The 17,913-nt window shown below is 64.9% G+C and carries 15 protein-coding genes and 1 other RNA gene; 7 read left to right on the top strand and 9 right to left on the bottom strand.

Annotation, left to right across the window (positions count from 1 at the left end):
* Nucleotides 1-14 precede the first annotated feature (14 nt).
* Entirely contained in the window at nt 15-1,475 is a 1,461-nt protein-coding gene (locus tag AC6RV7_RS09105) for a cryptochrome/photolyase family protein (protein WP_500093658.1), read from the bottom strand.
* Nucleotides 1,476-1,520: 45 nt separating this feature from the next.
* Entirely contained in the window at nt 1,521-2,963 is a 1,443-nt protein-coding gene (glgA, locus tag AC6RV7_RS09100) for a glycogen synthase GlgA (protein WP_500093657.1), read from the bottom strand.
* 77 nt (nt 2,964-3,040) lie between these two features.
* On the opposite strand from glgA, the gene AC6RV7_RS09095 reads away from it, so the two are divergent.
* From AC6RV7_RS09095 to AC6RV7_RS09075, 5 genes are all read left to right on the top strand, one after another.
* Nucleotides 3,041-5,491: a ribonuclease R family protein gene (locus tag AC6RV7_RS09095; protein ID WP_500093656.1), complete on the top strand. Its 2,451-nt coding sequence runs from the start codon at nt 3,041-3,043 to the stop codon at nt 5,489-5,491.
* A 72-nt stretch (nt 5,492-5,563) separates the two neighbouring features.
* Nucleotides 5,564-6,109: a DUF5069 domain-containing protein gene (locus AC6RV7_RS09090; RefSeq protein ID WP_500093655.1), complete on the top strand. Its 546-nt coding sequence runs from the start codon at nt 5,564-5,566 to the stop codon at nt 6,107-6,109.
* Between the two features lie 174 nt (nt 6,110-6,283).
* Nucleotides 6,284-6,769 (top strand): (2Fe-2S)-binding protein, encoded by a 486-nt coding sequence (locus tag AC6RV7_RS09085; RefSeq protein ID WP_500093654.1) that lies wholly within the window; start codon nt 6,284-6,286, stop codon nt 6,767-6,769.
* A complete protein-coding gene (locus tag AC6RV7_RS09080) occupies nt 6,766-9,000 on the top strand; it encodes a xanthine dehydrogenase family protein molybdopterin-binding subunit (RefSeq protein WP_500093653.1) in 2,235 nt (744 codons plus the stop codon). Before AC6RV7_RS09085 ends, AC6RV7_RS09080 begins: the two co-directional genes overlap by 4 nt.
* A gap of 35 nt (nt 9,001-9,035) precedes the next feature.
* Nucleotides 9,036-9,512: a hypothetical protein gene (locus tag AC6RV7_RS09075; RefSeq protein WP_500093652.1), complete on the top strand. Its 477-nt coding sequence runs from the start codon at nt 9,036-9,038 to the stop codon at nt 9,510-9,512.
* Here AC6RV7_RS09075 and AC6RV7_RS09070 read toward each other — a convergent pair.
* The 6 genes from AC6RV7_RS09070 to AC6RV7_RS09045 all read right to left on the bottom strand — a co-directional run bounded on the left by AC6RV7_RS09070 (nt 9,509) and on the right by AC6RV7_RS09045 (nt 15,124).
* The gene (locus tag AC6RV7_RS09070; protein ID WP_500093651.1) at nt 9,509-11,719 is read right to left on the bottom strand and encodes a DNA polymerase domain-containing protein; all 2,211 of its coding nucleotides are present in this window, start codon (nt 11,717-11,719) and stop codon (nt 9,509-9,511) included. The genes AC6RV7_RS09075 and AC6RV7_RS09070 overlap by 4 nt on opposite strands.
* Before the next feature lie 16 nt (nt 11,720-11,735).
* Complete coding sequence (locus AC6RV7_RS09065; protein WP_500093650.1) at nt 11,736-12,083, bottom strand: hypothetical protein; 348 nt, start codon at nt 12,081-12,083, stop codon at nt 11,736-11,738.
* Between the two features lie 106 nt (nt 12,084-12,189).
* Nucleotides 12,190-12,371: non-coding RNA, 6S RNA (gene ssrS, locus AC6RV7_RS09060), on the bottom strand.
* 110 nt (nt 12,372-12,481) lie between these two features.
* On the bottom strand, nt 12,482-12,943 hold the full coding sequence (locus AC6RV7_RS09055; protein WP_500093649.1) for a DUF2017 family protein: 462 nt from the start codon (nt 12,941-12,943) through the stop codon (nt 12,482-12,484).
* Nucleotides 12,930-13,238 carry an ATP-dependent Clp protease adaptor ClpS gene (locus AC6RV7_RS09050; RefSeq protein WP_500093648.1) on the bottom strand — a complete coding sequence of 103 codons (309 nt, stop codon included), beginning with the start codon at nt 13,236-13,238 and terminating at the stop codon, nt 12,930-12,932. The genes AC6RV7_RS09055 and AC6RV7_RS09050 overlap by 14 nt, the downstream gene beginning before the upstream one ends.
* Before the next feature lie 113 nt (nt 13,239-13,351).
* Nucleotides 13,352-15,124, bottom strand: coding sequence for a proline--tRNA ligase (locus tag AC6RV7_RS09045; RefSeq protein ID WP_500093647.1), 1,773 nt, complete (start codon nt 15,122-15,124; stop codon nt 13,352-13,354).
* Between the two features lie 112 nt (nt 15,125-15,236).
* Between AC6RV7_RS09045 and AC6RV7_RS09040 the strand changes: the two genes are divergently transcribed.
* Together AC6RV7_RS09040 and argA are read left to right on the top strand one after the other, a co-directional pair.
* Nucleotides 15,237-15,842, top strand: coding sequence for a hypothetical protein (locus tag AC6RV7_RS09040; protein ID WP_500093646.1), 606 nt, complete (start codon nt 15,237-15,239; stop codon nt 15,840-15,842).
* 80 nt (nt 15,843-15,922) lie between these two features.
* Nucleotides 15,923-17,263, top strand: a complete 1,341-nt coding sequence (gene argA / locus AC6RV7_RS09035; protein WP_500093645.1) for an amino-acid N-acetyltransferase — start codon at nt 15,923-15,925, stop codon at nt 17,261-17,263.
* A gap of 71 nt (nt 17,264-17,334) precedes the next feature.
* On the opposite strand, the gene AC6RV7_RS09030 is transcribed toward argA, so the two are convergent.
* A complete protein-coding gene (locus AC6RV7_RS09030; protein ID WP_500093644.1) occupies nt 17,335-17,793 on the bottom strand; it encodes a RidA family protein in 459 nt (152 codons plus the stop codon).
* Nucleotides 17,794-17,913: the final 120 nt, after the last annotated feature.

The following is a 17,913-nucleotide window of genomic DNA, read 5'->3' as shown; positions in this document are numbered from 1 at the left end:
GTTCGCTGCTCGGCTCAACGTCCGCCGATCTTCGCCGACCGCAACTCCTGGAATGCCGCCAGCGCCTCCGCCCGCGCCTTGGCGTGATCGACGATCGGACGCGGGTAATTTTCCCCCAGCGTCACGCCCGCCGCCGCCAGCATCTCGGCGGGAGCCGTCCAAGGCGCGTGGATATGCTTCGCCGGCAAACGCGCGAGTTCCGGAAGCCACCGCCGCACATACGCCCCATCGGCATCGAATTTCTGTCCCTGCAGCACCGGCGCAAAGATGCGGAAATACGGCGCTGCATCCGCTCCGCAGCCCGCGCTCCATTGCCAGCCGAGCGTGTTGTTCGCGAGATCGGCGTCGACGAGCGTGTCCCAAAACCACGCCGCGCCGTGCGTCCAGTTCAGGCGCAGGTGTTTCACCAGAAACGAGGCGACAATCATCCGCACGCGGTTGTGCATCCAGCCCGTCCGCCAGAGTTCGCGCAGGCCCGCGTCGACGATCGGGTAACCGGTGCGCCCCCGCTGCCATGCTCGTAATTTCACGCCGCCCGGATCGTCCGCCCACGGAAACCGCGCGAACTCCGGCCGCAGCGGCGCTTCGGCGGTTGGAGGGAAATGGAAAAGCAGGTGATGCGCGAATTCGCGCCAGCCCAGCTCGGTCAGGAACACCCGCGCGCCGTTGCTCGGCGGAAATACGCCGGACTCCTTCGCTCGCGCCTTGATCGCAGCCCAGATCTGCCGCGGCGAGAGCTCGCCGAAATGCAGCGCGGCCGAAAGCCGCGACGTGCCCGCTTCGGCGGGTCGGTCGCGCTGCGTCGCATAATCGTCGAGCGCTCGCGCACAAAACGCTGCCAGCCGCTTCCTCGCCGCCGCCTCGCCCGGCTCCCAGGTTTCGCGCAGGCCTTCGTCCCACCCGATCTTCGGCTGCAGCTCCAGTTCTTCGAGCGACAGCGAGCGCGGCCACGCCGCGGGCGCGGGCCACGTCGCCGCACTCAATTTCAGCGGCGGCTCCACCCGCAACGTCAGGCAATGCCGCCAATACGGCGAGAACACCTGAAACGGCCGTCCCTGGCGGTTCTGAATCGTGTGCGGCTCGTGCAGCAGCGCGCCGTTGAAACTCCGCGCGTCCACCCCGGCGGCGGCGAGCGAGGTTTTGATTTCGCCGTCCCGGCTCACGATCGCGGGTTCGTAACGACGATTCCAATACACCGCCGACGCCTTCGTCTCGCGTAGTAACGCGGCCAGGGCCTCCGCCCCGCCTCGCCGCAGAATCAGCCGCGAACCTCGCTCGCGCAGCGCTTCATCCAGCGCCGCCAGCGAGCGGTGCAGCCACCAGCACGAGGCCCCGCCGGGCGCCCAGCGGCCTTCGCCGGCGCCATCGAGGATGAAGACGGGGATGACGGGCAAGCCGCGCGCCACTGCAGCGTGCAGCGCCGGGTTGTCCCGCAACCGCAGGTCGTGCCGAAACCAGACGATCGTCGCGCTCATCGTGACGGCAGGCGAAACGACTCGGTTCGATCGCGACGCCGCCGCTCAGAGCGATTCTCGATACAGCGTCTCGTAAGCGGCTGATGCGACTTTCCAGCTGAAGTTACGCGCCATTCCGCGCTGCTGCGTCGCCTGGTAGCGCGGCTTGTCCGCATGAAGTTTCAACGCCCGCTCGAGCGCATCGCGCAGCGAGACCGCGTTCGGATCGCACATCAGGCCCGTCCCGGTCTGGGGCTCCGCATCCACGTCGGTCACGGTGTCGACCAGCCCGCCCACGCGGCTGACGATCGGCACCGTGCCATACAATTGTGAATACATCTGGTTGAGTCCGCAGGGTTCGAACAGCGACGGCATCACGAAGAAATCGCTGCCGGCCTCGATCAGATGGCTCATGGCTTCGTCGAGTTTCGCGGTCAGCGACACGCGTCCGCCCGAGCGCGCGACGAAGGCGCGCACCGCCTCCTCATACCGGCGTTCGCCGGACCCGAGGATCACGAAGCGACAGTTTTCCTTCAGGAAGAACTCCTGGTTCGCGAGCACCAGATCGACGCCCTTCTGCTCGGTCAACCGGCACACCATGCCGAACACCGGTCCCGCAAATGCAGGATCCATCCCGGCCTCCTGCAGCAGCTTCTCGCGGCACGCCTGCTTGCCAGCCATGTTGCCCGCCGCATAGCGCACCGGCAGCAGCGGATCGCTCGCCGGATTCCAGACCGCCGTATCCACGCCGTTGAGCAAACCGATCAGGTCGTCGCTGCGCGTCTGCACGACGCCATCGAGCCCGCAACCGAACTCCGGCGTCTGGATCTCCTGCGCGTAGCGCGGACTGACCGTGGTCACGCGATCGGCGAAAAGGATGCCCGCCTTCATGAAGCTGATCTGCTCGTAATACTCGAGCCCGTCGACCGTGTTCAACTCGTCCGGCAGGTTCGTCCGCGCGAAGGTCGCGCGCGGAAACACGCCCTGAAAGGCGATGTTGTGGATCGTGAAAACGGTGCGCACCGCGAGCGTCAGGCCCTGCCGCCGCTCCGTGTCGCGCAGCAGCACCGGCAGCAACGCCGTCTGCCAGTCGTGCGCATGGACGACATCGGCCTGCATGTCGGCCAGCCGCAGCGTCTCCACCACGCCTTTGCAAAAGAAGATGAAGCGATCCGCATTGTCCTCGAAGTCGCGCTCGCCGTTGCCGTAGAGCCCGCGGCGATCGAAGAATTCTTCGCGGCAGATCAGGTAAACCGTGAGATTCTTCCGCGGCGAAAATACCCGCACGTCCCCCGTGAGGAACTGCGAGCCCATCTCGATCTTCAGGCGCAGCCGGCGCTCCGCATTCGCCGCGTGCTTGTGTTCCAGTGCCGCCCGATACCCCGGCAGAAAAACCGAGATGTCGTGACCGTTGTCCGCCAACGCGCCCGCCAATGAGCTCGCCGCGTCAGCCAACCCGCCGGTTTTGACGTAGGGGAACAATTCACTGGCCACGTGGACGATTTTCATCGCGACAATCTAGGCGGCGGTCTTTGGTCTGGCCAATCCGAAAGCACTGCCTGCGCGCTTCGCCTCGGAATTATCACATGACTCTTCGCGATCGCCTGCTCGCCCTCCTGCGCGAGCCCCACTACTCGCCTTCCACCGAAACCGAGCTGCTCCGTCAGTTGGGCCTGCCGACGAAGCGTCGCGCCTCGCTCGCGCACGAGATCAGGCTCCTGCTCTCCAACGGACTGGCGAAACGACACGGTGCCCGGATCGCGTCCGGCGAAACCGCGACCTCCCGTCCTGGCAAACCGTCCGCCGGCAAAAGCACGGCCGGCCGCCGCGGCGACGCTTCGCCGGACGTTCCCACGGCGCCCGGTGGCCGCCCCATCTTCACGCCCACGCGGCGACGCGCGGCCACGCCTGCCAGCGCGACGACGACTTCCGCTCCGCTCCCGATCGCGGCGACGCCGGCGAAACCCGCGGCCCCGCGCCGGCTCGGTCGCGACGAAGTGCTCGGCCGCATCCAGTTTCGCGCCGGCGGTTCGGCGTTTGTCATCCCGGAGAAACGCGACAGCGACGTGCCGGAGCCGAGCGAGCCGCCGATCCAGATTTTTGCGGAAGACACCGACACGGCGTTGCCAGGCGATCGCGTGGTCGTGCGTATCCACGCCGGCCGACGCGGCAAACGCGCCGGCGAGAAAATCGGCGGCGTCGAACGCGTGCTCGAGCGCGGACGCGAGAACATCGTCGGCGACCTGCGTCGCAGCGGCCGCGACTTCGTCGTCATCCCCGACGATCCGCGTTTCGTCTACGAGATCTACGTGGCCGATCCGGCGACCTCGCGATTGAAGCCCGTCCCGGAGCCGGGCGACAAGGTCGTCGTCCAACTCCACGACTGGAAACACCGCCGCGACCGCATCACCGGCGAGATCGTCAACCGCCTCGGCCGCACTCACGAACCGCGCGCCGAACTCCTCGGCATTTTCGAGAAGTTCAATCTCGCGACGAGCTTCCCGGCCGACGTGGAACGCGAGGCCGCGATGCTGCCGAACGAAGTTCATCCACGCGAACTCGCGCACCGGCTCGACTACCGCGAGTCGTCGGTCTTCACGATCGATCCGGACGACGCGAAGGATTTCGACGACGCGCTTTCCTACGAGGTGCTCGAACGCGGCGACGTCCGCGTCGGCGTGCACATCGCCGACGTTTCCTCCTACGTGCGCGCCGGCTCGGCGCTCGATCGCGAAGCGCAGCGGCGCGGCAACTCGACCTACCTCGTCGGCGTGGTGATCCCGATGCTGCCGGAAAAGCTCTCCAACGGTCTCTGCTCGCTCGTCGAGGGCCAGGATCGTCTGTGCAAAGCGGTGTTTCTTACCTTCGGAAAAAACGGCCGTCTGAAAGAAACCAGATTCGCCAACACCGTCATCCGCAGCCGCAAGCGCCTCACCTACAAACAAGCCTACGCGCTGCTTTTCGAGAACGATCTGGATCGTATCCGCGCGCTGCCGCTGCCGGCGAAACACCAGACCGGCTCGACCGGGCGCGCGCTTTCCTCATTGACCGATCTCGAGCTCGTCGACCTGCAAACCTGGATACGCGGGCTCTGGAGAATCGCCAGCCGGCTCCGTCGCGACCGTTTCGCCCACGGCAGCCTCGATCTCGAGATGCCGGAAACGAAGATCTACGTCGACGAGCAGGGCTACGCCGACCGGCTCGAAAAGGTCGAGCACGACGAGAGCCACCAGTTGATCGAAGAGTTCATGCTCGCGGCCAACGAGGCCGTCGCGCGCCTCACGCGCACGCGTTCGCTGCCGTCGCTCTACCGCGTCCACGACGAACCCGATCCCGAGAAACTCGAGGAATTGCAGCAGCTGCTCGAAAGCTTCGACATCCACGCCGGCGATCTCACGCGGCGGCAGGAAGTCATCAAGCTGCTCGCCACGCTCAGCACGCATCCGCAGGGCTACACGTTGCGCACGCAATTGCTGCGCAGTTTGAAAAAAGCCGCCTACCGCGCCACGCCCGACGGTCACTACGGGCTGAACAAAAAGGACTACACGCATTTCACGTCTCCGATCCGTCGATACGCGGATCTCGTGGTCCATCGCGTCTTCGATTCCTACCTCGCGAAGCACGAGGGCCACCGGCCCGCCCACGGCCAGACGCACTACAATCTCGGCCACGTCGAAAGCCTCGGCGAACACCTCAGCCTCACCGAAATCAACAGCGCCGAGGCCGAGCGGGAGAGCGTGAAGATCAAGCTCCTCGAGTTCTTCGAACGCGAACTCGAGAAGAAGACCAAGACGCGCTTCGCCGCCGTCATCACCGACGTCCGGCAAAACGGCTTCTTCGTCGAGCTCATCGAATCGATGACCTTCGGCTTTGTTTCCCTGGCGACGCTGACCGACGACCACTACACGTTGAACAACGCGCAGACGATGCTCACCGGCCGGCGGCGGAAACGCCGGTTCGCGATCAACGACCGGCTCGAGGTCGTCGTCGAGCGCGTCGATCGCTTCAAACGCCTCATCGATTTCCGCCCCGCGTGAGCCCCGCGTCTGCGGCTCGCGCTTGAAATTCTCGCCGCTTCGCGTCCATTGGCCTTTCCACTTCCCATCGCCATGGCTCACTACAACTTCCCGGCCCAGTTTCGGAAACTCTACGACCGCGCGGTCGCGCTCTACGCCAAGGGCCAGCGCGGCGCGGACACGTTCTTCGACGCCGAACAGCGCGCGTTCCTCGCCGCCAACGGCATCACCGCGCAGCACCTTTACGATTATGCCGAGGATCACAACGGCTACGACGGCGAACCCGGTTTCGAACACGCGCTGGGCATCGAGCTCGTGCGGCGCGACTATTTCCTGAACGCGCAAAACGGTCGTCCGTCCGCGGTCGTGCTCGACGAATCGAAGCTGCCGGCGAAAACCGACGCGGTGCGCGGCATCGAATGGCTCCCGCGCATCATCCCGAAGGCGAAAGCCAAGCTCCGCGGCGAGTTGCCGGCGTCGCTGATGTATTGCTGCGGCGGCGATCGGCGCTTCCTGAAAGCGCACGACATCCTGCCGGCGGAATTCCTCAGCCTGGTCTGGCGACTTCAGAACGACGACAACGCGATCGTCGAATGGGTCGCCGCCCGCAGCGCGAACCGCACGCGCAGCCCGGTTTGAGACTTTCGGCGGCGCCACGCCCGCCCGCAAACCTCTGACTTTACCGCCCTCGACGGAGCGCCCTCGCGCTCCGTCTTTTTTTACGCGACACGCTGCGCCCGGAACGCAACTTTTCCGCACCGGTCACGTCAGCCGGCCCAGCACCCGCCGCCCGCTTTCCCCCCTCTCCCGGCCATGCCCAAATACACGCTTCAGGTTAACGGTCAGGCGCGCACCGTGGAGGTCGCCGCCGACACTCCGCTGTTGTGGGTCCTGCGCGACCACCTCGATCTCGTTGGCACCAAGTTCGGTTGCGGCATCGGCCAGTGCGGCGCCTGCACCGTGCATCTCGACGGCGTCCCCACCCGCTCCTGCCTCACGCCGGTTTCCACCGCGACCGGTATGCAAATCACCACCATCGAAGGACTCGCCGCCGAGGCCGGGCCCCTGCATCCGCTCCAGCAAGCGTGGGTCGAGCTCGATGTTGCGCAGTGCGGCTACTGCCAGGCCGGTCAGATCTTGACCGCTGCCGCGTTGTTGAAACGCAATCCGCAGCCTTCCGACTCCGACATCAACGACGCCATGGCGGGCAATCTTTGCCGCTGCGCCACGTATTACCGGATTCGTCAGGGCATTCGCCGTGCCGCCGACATCGCCACCGGCAAGGAGGTCGCGTCATGAACACGTCCACTCCCCGCCTCGATGTCGCGCTCGACCGGCGCAGTTTCCTGAAATTATCCGCGCTCGCCGGGGGCGGACTGATGCTCGGTTTCTATCTGCGCTCCGCGAGCCGCGCGTTCGGCGTCGAAACGGCCGAAGCCGCCACCGGCGATTTCGCGCCCAACGCCTTCCTGCGTATTTCGCCGGACGGCGCGGTCACGATTTTCTCCAAGGTGCCCGAGATCGGCCAGGGCATCAAAACCTCGCTGCCGATGGTCATCGCCGAGGAGCTCGAAGTGAACTGGCAGGACGTCACGATCGAGCAGGCGCCCGTCACGCCGCAATACAGCCAGCCGTGGTATGGCGCCGGCGGCAGCACTTCGACGCCGAATCACTACGACGTTTTCCGCCGCGCCGGCGCGACCGCGCGCACGATGCTCATCGCCGCCGCCGCCCGGACGTGGGGCGTCCCGGAGAGCGAATGTTCCGCCGCCGAGGGCGCGATCCATCATCGCAGCAGCGGACGCACGCTCGCCTATCGCGAACTCGTCGCGAAAGCCGCGACGCTGCCCGTGCCCGACGAGAAATCGGTCACGTTGAAAGATCCCGCCGACTACAAGCTCCTGGGCAAACGCATCACCGGCGTCGACAACCGCAAGATCGTCACCGGCCAGCCTCTCTTCGGCATCGACGTGAAACTGCCCGGGATGCTCTACGCGGTTTACGAGAAATGTCCCGTCTTCGGCGGCAAGGTCGTCAGCGCCAATCTCGACCGCATCAAAACGCTTCCGGGTGTCCGCGACGCGTTTGTCATCGAGGGCACCTCCGAGGTGAGGGGCTTGATGCCCGGCGTCGCCATCGTGGCCAACTCCACGTGGGCCGCCTTCAGCGCGCGGCAGCGGCTGCGCGTGACGTGGGATGAGGGCAAGGGCGCCTCGCAAAACTGGGACGACTATATCGCGCAGGCCGAGGCGCTCGGTCCGAAAGCGCCCGCCGTCGAGCTGCGCAAGGACGGCGATGCCGAGGCCGCCCTCGCCCGCGCGGCGCAGGTTGTCGAGGCCTCCTATTCGTATCCATTTATCTCGCACGCCAACCTCGAGCCGCAGAACACCACCGCGTGGTTCAAAGATGGTGGTTTCGAGATCTGGTCGCCGACCCAGAATCCCGGCGCCGGCCTCGGTCTCATCGAAAAGACCCTCGGTGTGAAACCCGACAAGGTGAAGATCCACGTCACGCGCGTCGGCGGCGGTTTCGGCCGGCGGCTCGAAGCCGATTTCATGATCGAAGCAGCCGCGATCGCGCAGCGCGTCGACGCGCCGGTGAAACTCACCTGGAGCCGCGAGGACGACCTTCGTCACGACGCCTATCGCCCCGGCGGTTTCCATTTCCTCAAGGCCGGTCTCAACGCGAACGGCGCGGTCGAGGCCTGGCGCAATCATTTCGTCACCTTCGGCAACACGACCGAAACGCCGGGCTCCGGCGGGGCGCTGAGCGGCGACGAGTTTCCGGGACGCTGGGTGCCCCACTTCCACAGCGGTATGACGATCCTCGAGACCGTCACGCCCATGGGCTGGTGGCGCGCGCCCGGCAGCTGCTCGCTCGCGTGGGTGTTTCAGAGTTTCATAGACGAGCTCGCGCACGCGGCAAAGCGCGATCCGCTCGAGTTTCAACTCGCGTTGCTCGGCGATCGCGACGTCGTGCCCGGCACCGGCCCGCGCGGCCAGACCTACGACGCCGGCCGCATGCGCACCGTGGTGAAACTCGCGGCCGAAAAAGCCGGTTGGGGCAAAAAGCTTCCGCGCGGCCAAGGCCAGGGGCTCGCATTTCACTTCAGCCATCGCGGTTACGTCGCCCAGGTCGCGGAGATCACCGTCAGCCGCGACGGCACGCTCAAGGTCGATCGCGTCGTCTGCGTCTGCGACGTCGGCTCGCAGATCGTGAACCTCAGCGGTGCGGAGAACCAGGTCGAGGGCTCGATCGTCGACGGACTCGGCGCGGCGCTCTTCCAGGATCTCACCATCGAGCGCGGCCGGATCGTGCAGAGCAATTTCCACGATTACCCGATGATCCGGATGCCGGATACGCCCGCGAAGATTGAGGTCCATTTCCATCGCACGGACCATCCGACGACCGGCCTGGGAGAACCGGCACTCCCGCCGCTCGCGCCCGCTGTGTGCAACGCGATCTTCGCCGCCACCGGCAAACGCGTGCGCTCGCTGCCGATCAGCCGGACGGATCTGAGCTGGTCCTGAGCTGACATCCCCGCGCGGCGGTCCACGGTGTCTCCATGCCGCAACGCGATTACATTCTTCGTCTGATCGAGCAGCTCGGGCAGTTCCTCGCGCGCGTGCTGCAGCAGCGAAAGCAAAACGCGCCACAGGAAGCGCTGCAGACGATCATGGCCGCGTTCGAACGGCTGTTCGGACTCGAGGCCGTGCAGATCTTTCAGTTCACGCCCGACCAGCACATCGCGATGCTCGCCGACGGCGAGCTGCCCGAAACGGCACGCGAGAAAGTGCTGATGTATGCCGCGCTCACTGCCGAAGCCGGACATTGCTACGTGACGCTCGGCCAGCCGAAGCTCGCGCAACAATCCTTCCTCAGCGCACTGCGGCTGGTCTTGAAAGCCCGTCTGCAATTTCCCGGCGGCGAACTGCCGGAGTTCGCGCCGAAGACCGACGCCCTGCTCGCACTTCTCGCCGACACGCCGCTCGATGCCGGGACGCGCGATCTGCTCGCCGCGGTCGAGCGCGCCGGTCACTAAAACAGCTCGCCCTGCACCGGCGCCTCCGGCTCGGTTGTTTTCACGCCGAGAAAACTGCCATACCGCTCGATCCAGTCGTCGAGTTTTTCGAGGTAATAACTTGGATCATACGGCGCCGCCTCCGGATCGTAGAGCGACAGCGCCCGGGCGCGTTGCCAGTCGCTCGCGCGGCCCTTGGTTTTCGCCGTCACGTAATAGCTCACGCGATCGCCCATGCGCGGCCGCGGATTCATCTGCAGCGCAACCTCGGCCGACGCGCGCCGCGGCTTCCCCCCTTCCGCGATCAACCGTTCATACGCATCGGGGTTTTGATTCAGCGTTTCGCTTTTCGCCAGTTCCTCGACGGGCACCTCACCCTTTCTCAGTCTGGCCCGATAATCTTCGAGCAGAGCAAGCGGCGACACGTCGCTCGCTCCGACGAGAAACGTGATCAGCCGATCGCTGAGCCTCTTGAGATACGGCTCGATCCCGCGCGAGCGCAGCGCGCTGCCGCGGAGCGTCACTTTCTCGCCGTCGTAGAGCGCATAGTTCTTCGCCTTGTAACACCACATCGCCCGGTAGCGGCCGTCGTATTCGAGCTCGATGCCCTTGGGCAGAATCGTCTCCACGAGCGCGAGCAACTCCTCCGGTTTCTCGTAGTAGTGCTCCGATGAGAGATAAATCCCGTCGGTGTCCGCTTCGAGGATCGTGCAGCCGTGCTTGGAAAACTCGTCGATCAGCGCCTGCAGCAACTCACGGCCGCGTCGCGTGACCTCCGCCGCCAGTTCGCCGTCGCCAAACCGCGCCCCGGAAAACCCAAGGTAACCGTAGAACGAATTGATCAGGATCTTGAAATTTGTCTGCCGTGCCTGCGCCTCGCTGCGTTCGATTTCCGTCGGGCCGGTCCGCGCGAGCTGCTTGTATTTCAGCCGATACTCGCGCAACCGCTTCAGCAAAGGAATGAAGACGCCCAGGGTGTCGTTGCGGGGATTGCGTCCGATATGCAGCAGGAGGCTCGGATACAGCGACGCCACGTCGAAATGCAGCACGTGGCGAAACACGCCTTCCTGGAAACTCCGCGTGTAGCCGCCTTCGAAGGGCCGCACTTCCGGCGGCACCGGGCACGCCTGCCGCGCGTGGTAGTATTCTTCGAGAAACAGGAGGTCGATCTTCGAGGTCGCCCCGCGCAGCGTGGCCTCCTGCAGCAGAATCGGAAACGTCCGCGCCTGCTCGAAATACGTCGGCAGCAACTGGCCTGCGAGTCCCTCGGTTTCGCGCAAGTCGTCCGACAAATACGCACAGAAACGCGCGCGATCGCTGAGATACACGTCCTTGATCCGCGGACCTTCGATGTAGGTGCGCGTCGCGCTGTCCTCCTCCGTGATACCGAAATACACCGCGACGTCCTTCAACCCGTAGGACGTCAGCTCGCGCGTCGTGATGTCGTAGAGTTGCACGAGCAGATACGTATCCACGATCGCACGACCGGGCAGATCGCAGCGAAGGAAGTCGATCCAGCGCTCGGCCACCTTCAGCCGGCTGCTCCTGAAACTTGCCTTCTGTCCGTAGCGGCCCCACGCGCACGGCACCTTGAAGCGGCGACACCGCTGACGCAGGTAATCGAAATCGAATTTGAAGACGTTATGCCCTTCGATCACGTCGGGATCGATCTCGGCGAGCGCGGCGTTGAAGTCACCGAGCAATTTCTTTTCCGCCGCGTCGGTCATTTCCTCCAGCACGAGGAGACGATTTTGACCACCGGTGCGCAGACCGATCGCCAGCACGCGATCGTCGGGGCGCGCCGGATCGCAAAAACCGTCGTCCGACGACGCCGTTTCGATATCGAGCTGGCAGCGTCGGAGTTCGTGAAACGCGAGATCGCGATAGAGCCGCTCGCGTTGTTGCAGCAGGAACTGGCTCTCGAGCGGACGGATCGCGTCGACGCCCGCGCCCGCGCCGCGGGCGGCCTTCAGGAACGCGTCGAAATTCTCCAGACTGTCGGCGTGAAAGAGCCGGTTGAACGGCCCCTCGCCGCCGAGCGGCTCGATTCCGATTTCCGGCGGCGGCTCGGGCGCAGGTCTGTCACCGAGCCAGCCAAAGGGCCGGAAGGAAAGCGTCTCGTGGACGCGCGAGCCGTCGGGCCGGGCGCGCGTGACGTGCACCGTACCGTCGGCGGCGATCCACACGCCGCAGAGCGAGCCCGCCGGCGTTTTGGTTTCGGACGTCACGCCCGCGCGACGATCGTCAGAACGGCCGCGTGTAGACCATCACGACCGCGATCGCGGTCAGCAGCAGCGTCAGCGTGATCCACAGGCCCGCCTTGGCGCGGCGCTTGTAGGCGAGGCCGACGAACGCCGAGAGTCCCAGCCAGCACACCAGCTTCACGATGGCCCAGCCGCCGGAAAACTCGTAAAGCGCCTGCCACATGCGAATACCCGTGAGCAACGCCACGACGCTGGCGACGCCGCTCCACATCAAGGTTTTCTTGCGCGTTTCCGGCGCACCGGCGCAGGCGTAAAACACGGTCGCTCCCATGACGATGACGGAGAGCACGTGGAGGATGTGGAGGGCGTTGTATTCGGCGGGATTCATGTGAGGGAGAAAGGCTAGCGAAGCCCGCAGCTGAGTGCGAGATCCGTCCAGCGTCGACGCTTTTCAACAGAACGAGCCGGTCGTGTTGACCGGCTCGTGAAAGTGAAGACACCCCGCCTGTGCCGTATGCCCAAAGGCTCAAGACCTTTTTAGGTTAAGGTGGGCGCCTCCTCCGCGTCATCTGCCTTCCGATTTACGGCCTGGCATCTTCCGCGGCGGTTTCAGCTCCCATGATTATTCTAAGGCAAAGAGCAGTTATTGAAAGCACCTCGAACACTGCAGGGTGTCGGCTGTGAAGGTAGAAGCCACCCACCGTCCGTCAAACGCGGTTTGCGCTTTTGGAAAATCCGCGGACGCGTTCCATCGCGCCGCCGCTTTTTTCCGCCCGCACGCTCGTTTCAACCCTCGAGAATCGTCGCGTCCAGATGCTGGATGATCAACTCCTGAAGCGTCGCGAGAAAGAGGTAACACAGAAAGGCCTTTCGCACCGGTTCCTCCAGTTCCTCCAGCTCGATCTCGCTGGACTCGAGCGTGTCGTCGCCGAGCCCCTTCAGGTATTTCTCCCGCAGCCGAAGCCGCACCGCCGCACACGCGCGCAGCACCTGTTCGGCATTGGTCTCGTCCAGACCGATCACGCCCTCCGCGAAAAAATTTTCGTCGAACAAGCCCAGCAGCATCCGCACGTCCGAGCTCTGGCTCGCGACCAGATCCGCGGTCCAGGCATCGCGAAACTCCGGATCGAGATCGTCGATCGACAGTGGCGCGGCAAGGCGTTCGCTCAAGCCGGACGACACTTCGCGGATCACATCGAGCAGCGGCGCGACGATCGCGAGGCTCAGTTTGACTTCAATGCGTTTCATCGGGCTCGAGCACTGCCGTTAGGTGCCACTGTTGCAGCGTGTAGGCATACGCCTCCGCCTTTTCCCGCAAACCGCTCCAGACCACGGAGCGGCCGAGTTCGTGAACTTCGAGCATGTGCCGTCGCGCCTTCGTCTCGTCGAAGCCGAACACCTTTTTAAAAACCATGACGACATACGACATCAGGTTGACGGGGTCGTTCAGGACGACCACACGCCACACTCCCTCCAACGCCAGCGCGGTGTCGGCTTGGGGTGCGGTGGTGGTTCGTGGACTCGATTCGGCAAAATAGGCCATGCGTGATCTGGACGGGGGGTCGCCCCAGGTCGGGCGAGGTTCCGCTGGCGAAAAATGAAGGCGTCACACCGGAGCCTGCAAGCCGGCTCCGGCGATTGCCCGCATCTTCGCGTTTAAGCGCCGGCTTTCGCCGCCGCGTCCGTCACCGCCGCCGCGACTTTCGCCTCCGCTTCGGCGACAGGGATTTTCGCGACGTCCTTTTGCGCGCGCCACTTCAGTTCGATCACGCCTTCCTTCAAACCTTTCCCGCCTACGGTCAGCCGCAGCGGAATGCCGATCAGGTCGGCGTCCTTGAACTTCACGCCCGGCCGCTCCACACGGTCGTCGATCAACACGTCGGCGCCGGCTTTCTCGGCCGCGGCGCCGAGCTTTCGCGCGAGTTCCATCGCTTCGGGCAGTTGCGGGTCGAGCACGCAGATGAGCACGTGAAACGGCGCGGCATTCCACGGCCAGACGATGCCGTCGTTGTCGTGAGTCTGCTCGATGACCGCCTGCATCGTCCGGCTCACGCCGATGCCAAAGCAGCCCATCACCATGGGATGCGTCTGCTTCTGGTCGTCGGTATAGACCGCGCCGAACTTCTCGGAATACTTCGTGCCGAGCTTGAATATGTGGCCGACTTCGATGCCGCGCCGGAGCTGCAGCGGCTCACCGGACTTCACGTCGGGTTCGCCCGCGCGCACGCGTCGGAAATCGCCGAACTTCGTGACCGCGAGATCGCGGGCGACGTTCACGTTGCGCAAATGGAAGCCGTCCTTGTTCGCACCGGTGGTGCCGTTGCCGATCAACCGGATCGCGTGGTCGGCGAAAATCCCCGCCAGCGCCCCCGCGTCCTTGATCGTGCCTTTCACCGCCCCGAGGCTGCCGGGCTTCGCGCCCATGATGGGCTCGATCTCTTCCGCCGTCGCCGGGCGGAACAGCGTGAAGCCGAGCGCGCCGAGTTTCGCTTCCTCGAGTTCGTCGCAACCGCGCAGCACCACGAGGAACGGTTTCCCGTCGCCGATGAAGACGAGCGTCTTGAACTGCCGGTCAGCCGGCACGGAATACGGCGCCGCCTCGAGCGCGGCGATCGTCACCACGCCCGGCGTGGCGAATTCCTCGATCGCGCCGACCGGGTCCGCGTCTTTGAGATCCGCGGGCACGAGCGCGCTGGTCGCCTTCTCGCGATTCGCCGCGTAGCCGCTCGCCTCGTTGTAGATCACGTCGTCGTCGCCGATCTCCGCCGGCACCATGAACTCGTGCGAGAAGCTGCCGCCCATCACGCCGGTGTCGGCTTCAACCGCGATCGCCGTCACGCCGATGCGTTTGAAAAACGCCTCATACGCGCTCTTCATCGCGAAGTAGCTCTTGACCGCCGCGTCGTCGTTCACGTCGAACGAATACGCGTCCATCATCACGAACTCGCGCGCGCGCATCAGGCCGTAGCGCGGCCGGATCTCGTTGCGAAACTTGGTCGCGATTTGGAAAAAGTTTTTCGGCAGATCGCGATAGCTCGTGATCTCGGTTTTCACGAGCGGCGTGATCACTTCCTCGTGCGTGGGCCCGAGCACGAATTCCGGATCCCGCGGCGCCCGTTTGCCGTCGCCGGCGCTGTCGGCGCGAAACATGATCTCGCGCGCCGCTGCCCAGCGCGGCCCCTGCTCCCAGAGCTCCACCGGATGCACGTGCGGCATCCACAACTCGATCGCGCCGGCGCGCTCCATTTCCTCACGACAGATCTGCGTGAGCTTCTGCATCACGCGGAGGCCGAACGGCAGATACGTGTAGAGGCCGCCGCCGAGCTTGCGCACGAGCCCCGCGCGCACGAGCAGCTTGTGCGACGCGATCTCCGCGTCGGCGGGACTTTCCTTCAACGTCGGGATGAAATACTGCGACCAGAGTTTCATGAAGTCGGGCAGGCAAACAGGCCCGCGCGCGCGGAGCAAGGAGCAAGGCGCGGCTCCCGTCTCCGCCGAAAACGGCTTGCCCCCTCCTCGCCCGTCGCTTCTCCCTGCTGGCATGTCCCAGCGCCGCCAGCCTTGGTCGATGAAATGGATCGTCGTCGCGATCCTCCTCGTGATCGTGCCCTACACCTTCATCCGCTGGCACTATCGCAAGCCCGGCCACGCCTTCGAGCCGTATCACGACATGAAGGATCGCGCGAACACCCTGCGGCTGTTGTCCGCCGGGTTTCAACGCGTCACGATCGAGGCCGAGCGCCCCGCCGATCCCATCTCGCTGCCGTCCACCGCCACCGTCACCGACGCCGCCGCCGGCCTTCCGCCGGCGCTCGCGGCATCGCTGGTCGACGAACCGCTCCTGCCCGGCGACATCGTTTCCGTTTCCGCAGCCGCGACCGCAAATCCGCTGCTGCCCTACTCCATCGGTTTCACCTGCACGGTGCCCGACAACAAGCAGCAGATCAACGAGGCTCATCTTTATATCCGGAGCAGCGAGATCTACGTCGTCGTCGATTTTGAAAAGCTCAATGGCGACCTCCTCGCACGCTCCCGCACGTCCCTCGTCCGCCTCAACGTGCCGCCCGGCACCTTGAAGACCGGTCGCTATCGCGTGACGCTGGTCGGCTCCCACACCGCGAAATCCTGGTCACTCGAGGTCAAATAGCCGCGCGCCCTGCGCTGCGCCGGGAGCCCCGCGACTATTGACGCGCCGGGTCGCTTCCCCGAAAACCGACGCCCACGGCAATGAGCAACGGCAACGGCCAGTCTTCCTCTTCAGCGACGAACGCGCCTTCGACTACGTTCAAACCCACGGATCTCCGCGGCATTCTCCAATACGTGCCGCGTTTCCAGGGACAGATCTTCGTGATCGCGATCGACGGTTCGATCGTCGCCGACGAAAACTTCGCCAATCTGCTCGTCGACGTCGCCGTCCTGCGCTCGCTCGATATCAAACTCGTCATCGTCCACGGCATCGGCCACCAGCTCCAGGAGCTCGCGATCGCGCGCAGCATCGCGATCACGAATGTCGACGGCACCGGCGTCACCGACGCCGCCACGCTTGATCTCGGCATCCGCGCGTCCTCCCGCGTCGCCCACGCCCTCGTCGAGGGTCTCACGCAAAACTCCCTGAAATGCGCCGTCACCAACGCCGTGCGCGCGCTGCCGTTCGGCATCATCAAAGGCGTCGACCAGCAGTTCACCGCCCGCGTCGAGCGCATCGACAAGGACTTCCTGTTCGAGCTGATCGACCGCGATGTCGTGCCCGTCGTCTCACCGATCGCGTTCGGCCCCGACGGGAAATCCCTGCGCGTCAACTCCGACCTGCTCGCCGCCGAGCTCGCGGAAGCGTTGCAGGCGACGAAAATCATTTATCTCGCCCCGCACGCGGGCCTCGAGATCGATGGCGAAGTCCGCCGCGAAATTTCTGTCGACGCTGTCCGCAACATCCTCGCCGCCGAACCCGAGCGCATCGCCGACGTGACCCGCAGCAAGGCGATGCATGCCGTGAAGGCGATCGAGACCGGCACACCGCGCGTGCACATCGTCGACGGCCGGATCTTCGACGGCCTGCTCAACGAGATCTTCTCGAACGAGGGCGTCGGCTCGCTCGTCTACGGCAACGAATACCAGCAGATCCGGAAAGCGCGGAAAAGCGACGTCCGGCTCCTCTATAATCTCACGCGCGCCGCCGTCCGCCGCGAGGAGCTGCTGCATCGCACGCAGCAGGCGATCGAAAAGAACATCGACCAGTTCTTCGTCTTCGAAATCGACGAGAACATCATCGCGTGCGTCACGCTGTATTTCTATCCGGACAAACCGCAGATGGCGGAGATCGGTTCGCTCTACGTGATGCCGTTCTACCACAACCGCGGCATCGGCAAGAAAATGGTCGAATACGCCACCTTGATGGCAAAACAGCGCGGGGCGAAAACCGTCATCGCGCTCTCGACCCAGAGCTTCGGCTTCTTCCAGAACGTCTGTGGCTTCGAGGAGACCGACAAGTCGATCCTCCCCGAAGCGCGCCTCAAATCCTACGACGACAGCGGCCGGAATCCGAAGGTCCTCATGAAACAGTTGAGCTGAACGCGATCACCCGCGCCGCCCGCTGCTTCCCCGAGCTCCGAACTCCGATCTCCGATCGCGACCGCGATCGCTTAGCCGACTTCGACGACCACCTGCACTTCGGTCGTCGAGCCGCGGGGCAATCCGTTCACCGCGACGGCCGCGCGCGCATGTTTGCCCGCCTCGCCGAACACCGCGACGAACAGATCGCTCGCGCCGTTGATCACCGCCGGGCTGTCGCCAAAGCCGTCGATCGCGTTCACGAATCCGTTGAGCATCACGACGCGCTTCACGCGCTCCAGCGAGCCGAGCGCGGCCTTGATATTCGCGAGCGTGTTGAGGGCGCAGACTTCGGCGGACTTCTTCGCCGTCTCGATCGTCTGCTCCTTCCCCACCTGACCGGTGTGCGTCATTTGCCCGTTCAGCATCGCGATCGTGCCCGCGCAATACAGCAGGTTGCCCGTGCGCACGGTCGGCACGTAACTGCCGGCGGCCGCGGGCGGCGGCGGGAGCGTCAAACCAAGTTCAGCCAGTTTCGCTTCAGGATTCATCGTGCCGCCAACCTCGCGATTCGACCGCGCGACGCAAAGCCGAAGTGCGTCACCGTTGCGCCCGCGCAGCCCGGCCTTTACGGCCGCCCGCCGATCCGCGAACCTCGTCCACCTCCGCCG

The organism is Opitutus sp. sgz309028 (assembly GCF_059821195.1).
Note: the sequence above shows the minus strand (reverse complement) of the source record. Positions and strands in the feature narration are given on the sequence as shown.